Genomic DNA, 3,885 nt, shown 5'->3' with positions numbered 1-3,885 from the left:
GCGGCGGGCACGGCCCGTCCGCACGGGCACCGCCCGCCGCCGCCCGTCACGGTCCCACCCCCGAGCCCGCCGTCGAGCGGGCGCGACCCCGGAGCCAGCATGACCACCGTCACCACCCGTCCGCCCGACGCCGGAACGGCGCCGCCCCCACCCCGCAGGCGCCGCGCCAACCGGTCCCACGGCCCCCTGCTCGGCTGGCTCTACGCGAGCCCCACCGCCGTCCTCGTCGCCGTCCTGTTCGTCGTCCCGCTCGTGCTCGTGCTGATCATGTCCGCGTCGGACTGGTCCCTGCTGGCGGGCAACGACGGCACCAACTTCCCGGAGAACTACACGGCGGTCCTCGACCACCGGATGTTCTGGCCGGCGGTCGGCTTCACCCTGAAGTACACGCTCATCGCGACGGTGCTGCTCATCGGCCTCGGCCTGGGCCTCGCGCTGCTCGTGCAGGAGTCGAGCCGCTGGTCCGGCGTGCTGCGCACGTCGTTCCTGCTGCCGACCGCCCTGGGCCTGGCCTCCGCGTCGCTGCTGTTCTACGCGCTGTACTCGCCGCAGGTCGGCCCGATCTCGGACTTCCTCGAGCGGCTCGGGCTCGGCAGCGGCCAGGTGAACGTCCTCGGGACGGCCGACGGCGCGCTGTGGGGCACCGTGATCCTCATCGTCTGGCGCTTCGCGGGCTTCTACATGCTGCTGCTGCTCGTCGGGCTGCAGGGCATCGGCCAGGAGGTCTACGAGTCGGCCCGCATGGACGGCGCCAACACCTGGCAGGTGTTCCGCAAGATCACGCTGCCGCTGCTCAAGCCGTCGCTCGCGCTCGCCACGATCCTGTGCGTCACCGGGTCGCTGCTCGCGTTCGACCAGTTCTACATCCTCACCAAGGGCGGTCCCGACGGCTCGACGATGACCGTCGTCCAGCTCGTCTACAACCTGGCGTTCGAGTCCAAGCGCGACCTCGGCATGGCCGCCGCGCTGTCGGTGCTCGTGCTGCTCGCCCTGGTGGTCATCAACATCGTCCAGCTCAAGGCGCTGCGGCGCTCCCCCGACGAGTGACAGGGAGAAACGCCGTGAAGAACGTCCGCGTGCTCGGTCGCACGCCCTACTGGGTGCTCACGGGTGGCCTGGCCATCCTGTTCCTCTACCCGATGATCTGGACGGCCGTGTCGTCGGTCTCCCCGCAGCCCGGCTCCGCGCAGGTCGACGGGTACGGGTTCGGCAACTACGAGACGCTGATCCACTACCAGGCCGGCGTCGGCCACTACCTCGGCAACTCGCTCGTCATCACGGCCGTGGCGGTCGTGACGACGCTGGTCGCCGCCACGTTCGGCGGGTACGCGTTCGCGCGGTTCCAGTTCCCCGGCAAGGACGCGCTGTTCCTGCTGGTGCTGTCGATCCTCATGGTCCCGTACGCGACGCTGCTGGTCCCGCTCGTCATCTGGCTCAAGGACCTGGGCCTCAACAACTCGCTCGTCGGCGTCGGCCTCGTGCTCGCCGTGTTCCAGCTGCCGTTCGCGATGTTCATGATGCGCATCTCGTTCGAGTCGGTGCCCAAGGAGATGGAGGAGGCGGCGCTCGTCGACGGCTGCGGCTCGTTCGGCGCGCTGCGCCGCGTGCTGCTCCCGGCGGTCAAGCCGGGCCTCATCACCATCGGGCTGTTCGCGTTCCTCGCCGCGTGGAACGACTTCATGGTGCCGCTGTACCTCGTGGGGGGCGAGAACCAGCCGCTGCCGCTGGCGCTGGTCAACATGCGCCAGCAGGTCATGGGCGTCATCGACTACGGCGCCACGCAGGCCGGCGTCGTCGTCCTGACGATCCCGTGCATCGTCCTCTTCCTCGTGCTCCAGCGGCACTACGTCAACGGATTCATGTCGGGAGCGCTGAAGGGATGAGATCGCTCGTGAACCACCAGACCACCTCCACCCGGCCCGCACCGGTGCTGCCCTCCGTGGGCGCGCTGCGGCCGCTCGGTCTCGACGAGGTCGCCCTGACGGGCGGCTTCTGGGCCGACCGGCAGCGCGTCAACGGGGAGGCCTCGATCCCGCACTGCGACACGTGGGAGACCCGCGTGGGCTGGATCGACAACTTCCGGCACGCCCTGGACGGGACGGTCGCGCAGCACCGCACGGGGCGCGAGTTCTCCGACTCCGACGTCTACAAGATGATCGAGGCGATGGCGTGGGAGGTCGGCCGCACCGGCGACCCCGCCCTCGACGCGCGGATCGTCGAGCTGTCGGCCCTCATCGGCGCCGTCCAGGAGCCCGACGGCTACCTCAGCACCAAGTTCGGACGCCCCGGCCAGGAGCCGCGGTACTCCGACCTGGCGTGGGGGCACGAGCTGTACTGCTACGGCCACCTCATCCAGGCGGCGGTCGCGCGCCTGCGCACCGGGCACGACGACGAGCTCGTCGCGATCGCCCGCCGCGCGGCGGACCACGTGTGCGCGGAGTTCGGCCCCGACGGGCGCGACGGCGTGTGCGGCCACCCGGAGATCGAGGTCGCGCTCGTCGAGCTCGCCCGCGCGACGGGGGAGCGGCGCTACCTGGACCAGGCCGCGCTGTTCGTCGAGCGCCGCGGACGCGGCACCCTGCCCGACATCGAGTTCGGTCGCGAGTACTACCAGGACGACGTCCCCGTGCGGGACGCGACGGTCCTGCGCGGGCACGCGGTGCGCGCGCTGTACCTGACGGCCGCCGCGGTCGACGTCGCCGTCGAGACCGGGGACGACGAGCTGTTCGACGCCGTCCGCGACCAGTACGCCGCGACGCTCGCGCGCCGCACCTACCTGACGGGCGGCATGGGCTCGCACCACCAGGACGAGGCGTACGGCGACGACCACGAGCTGCCGCCCGACCGCGCGTACTGCGAGACGTGCGCGGGCGTCGCGTCGGTCATGGTCGCGTGGCGGCTGCTGCTCGCCACGGGCGACGCCCACTGGGGCGACGCGGTCGAGCGGACGCTGTTCAACGTCGTCGCGACGTCGCCCGCGCAGGACGGGCGGGCGTTCTTCTACACGAACCCCCTGCACAAGCGGGTCCCGGGCGAGGCCGCCCACCCCGACGAGGTCAGTGCACGCGCGCTGTCCCGGCTGCGCGCGCCGTGGTTCGAGGTCTCGTGCTGCCCGACGAACGTCGCCCGCACGTTCGCGTCGCTCGCCGCGTACGTCGCGACCGTGTCCGACGACGCCGTGCAGCTGCACCAGTTCGCGTCCGCGCGGATCGCGACGACCCTCGGCGACGGCCGCTCGGTCGGCCTCGAGGTCGAGACCGGCTACCCGTACGACGGCGACGTCGTCGTGCGCGTGACCCTCGCCCCGGAGGGCGAGCTCGGCCTGTCGCTGCGGGTGCCCGCGTGGGCGGTCGGCGCCGCGACGCTCGACGGGGTGCCCGTCGAGGGCGACGTCGCGACGGTCCGCCGGCAGTTCGCCGTCGGCGACGAGGTGCGGCTGTCCCTGCCCGTGCAGCCGCGCGTCACGACGCCCGACGACCGCATCGACGCCGTGCGCGGCTGCGTCGCGGTCGAGCGCGGCCCGCTCGTGCTGTGCGCCGAGTCGACCGACCTGCCGGGCGACCTGCACGTCGACGCGATCCGCCTGGACCCGTCGGCGACGCTGCTCGCCGAGGGCACCGGGGCCGTCGCGCGAGGCCGGGCCGTCGAGCACGGCGAGGGTCCGTGGCCGTACACCGCCGACCCGCGCGAGCGCGCCGCCGACGGCTTCGACCTGCGGCTCGTGCCGTACCACACCTGGGCGAACCGCGGCCCGAGCACCATGCGGGTCTGGATCCCGACGACCTGACCGGCCCCCGACCGTCCCGCCGTCCCGCGTCGTGCCGACGACCGGGGCGGCGGGACACCCTTGCGGGCCGGGACACGCTTGCGGGCCGGGGCACCCGT

The 3,885-nt window shown here is 72.7% G+C and carries 3 protein-coding genes; all 3 read left to right on the top strand.

Annotated elements, in window-relative coordinates; all coding sequences use genetic code 11:
• The first annotated feature begins 99 nt into the window (after positions 1-99).
• Genes CBZ_RS19590 through CBZ_RS19580 form a run of 3 tightly spaced genes read left to right on the top strand, consistent with a single transcriptional unit; the run spans position 100 to position 3,787 of the window.
• Complete coding sequence (locus tag CBZ_RS19590; protein WP_130783118.1) at positions 100-1,047, top strand: carbohydrate ABC transporter permease; 948 nt, start codon at positions 100-102, stop codon at positions 1,045-1,047.
• Between the two features lie 14 nt (positions 1,048-1,061).
• Positions 1,062-1,883 (top strand): carbohydrate ABC transporter permease, encoded by an 822-nt coding sequence (locus CBZ_RS19585; protein WP_130783117.1) that lies wholly within the window; start codon positions 1,062-1,064, stop codon positions 1,881-1,883.
• On the top strand, positions 1,880-3,787 hold the full coding sequence (locus tag CBZ_RS19580; protein WP_130783116.1) for a glycoside hydrolase family 127 protein: 1,908 nt from the start codon (positions 1,880-1,882) through the stop codon (positions 3,785-3,787). Before CBZ_RS19585 ends, CBZ_RS19580 begins: the two co-directional genes overlap by 4 nt.
• Positions 3,788-3,885: the final 98 nt, after the last annotated feature.

Origin of the sequence: Cellulomonas biazotea (genome assembly GCF_004306155.1) — a bacterium.
In the GTDB taxonomy this organism is placed as follows: Bacteria; Actinomycetota; Actinomycetes; order Actinomycetales; family Cellulomonadaceae; genus Cellulomonas; species Cellulomonas biazotea.
Note: the sequence above shows the minus strand (reverse complement) of the source record. Positions and strands in the feature narration are given on the sequence as shown.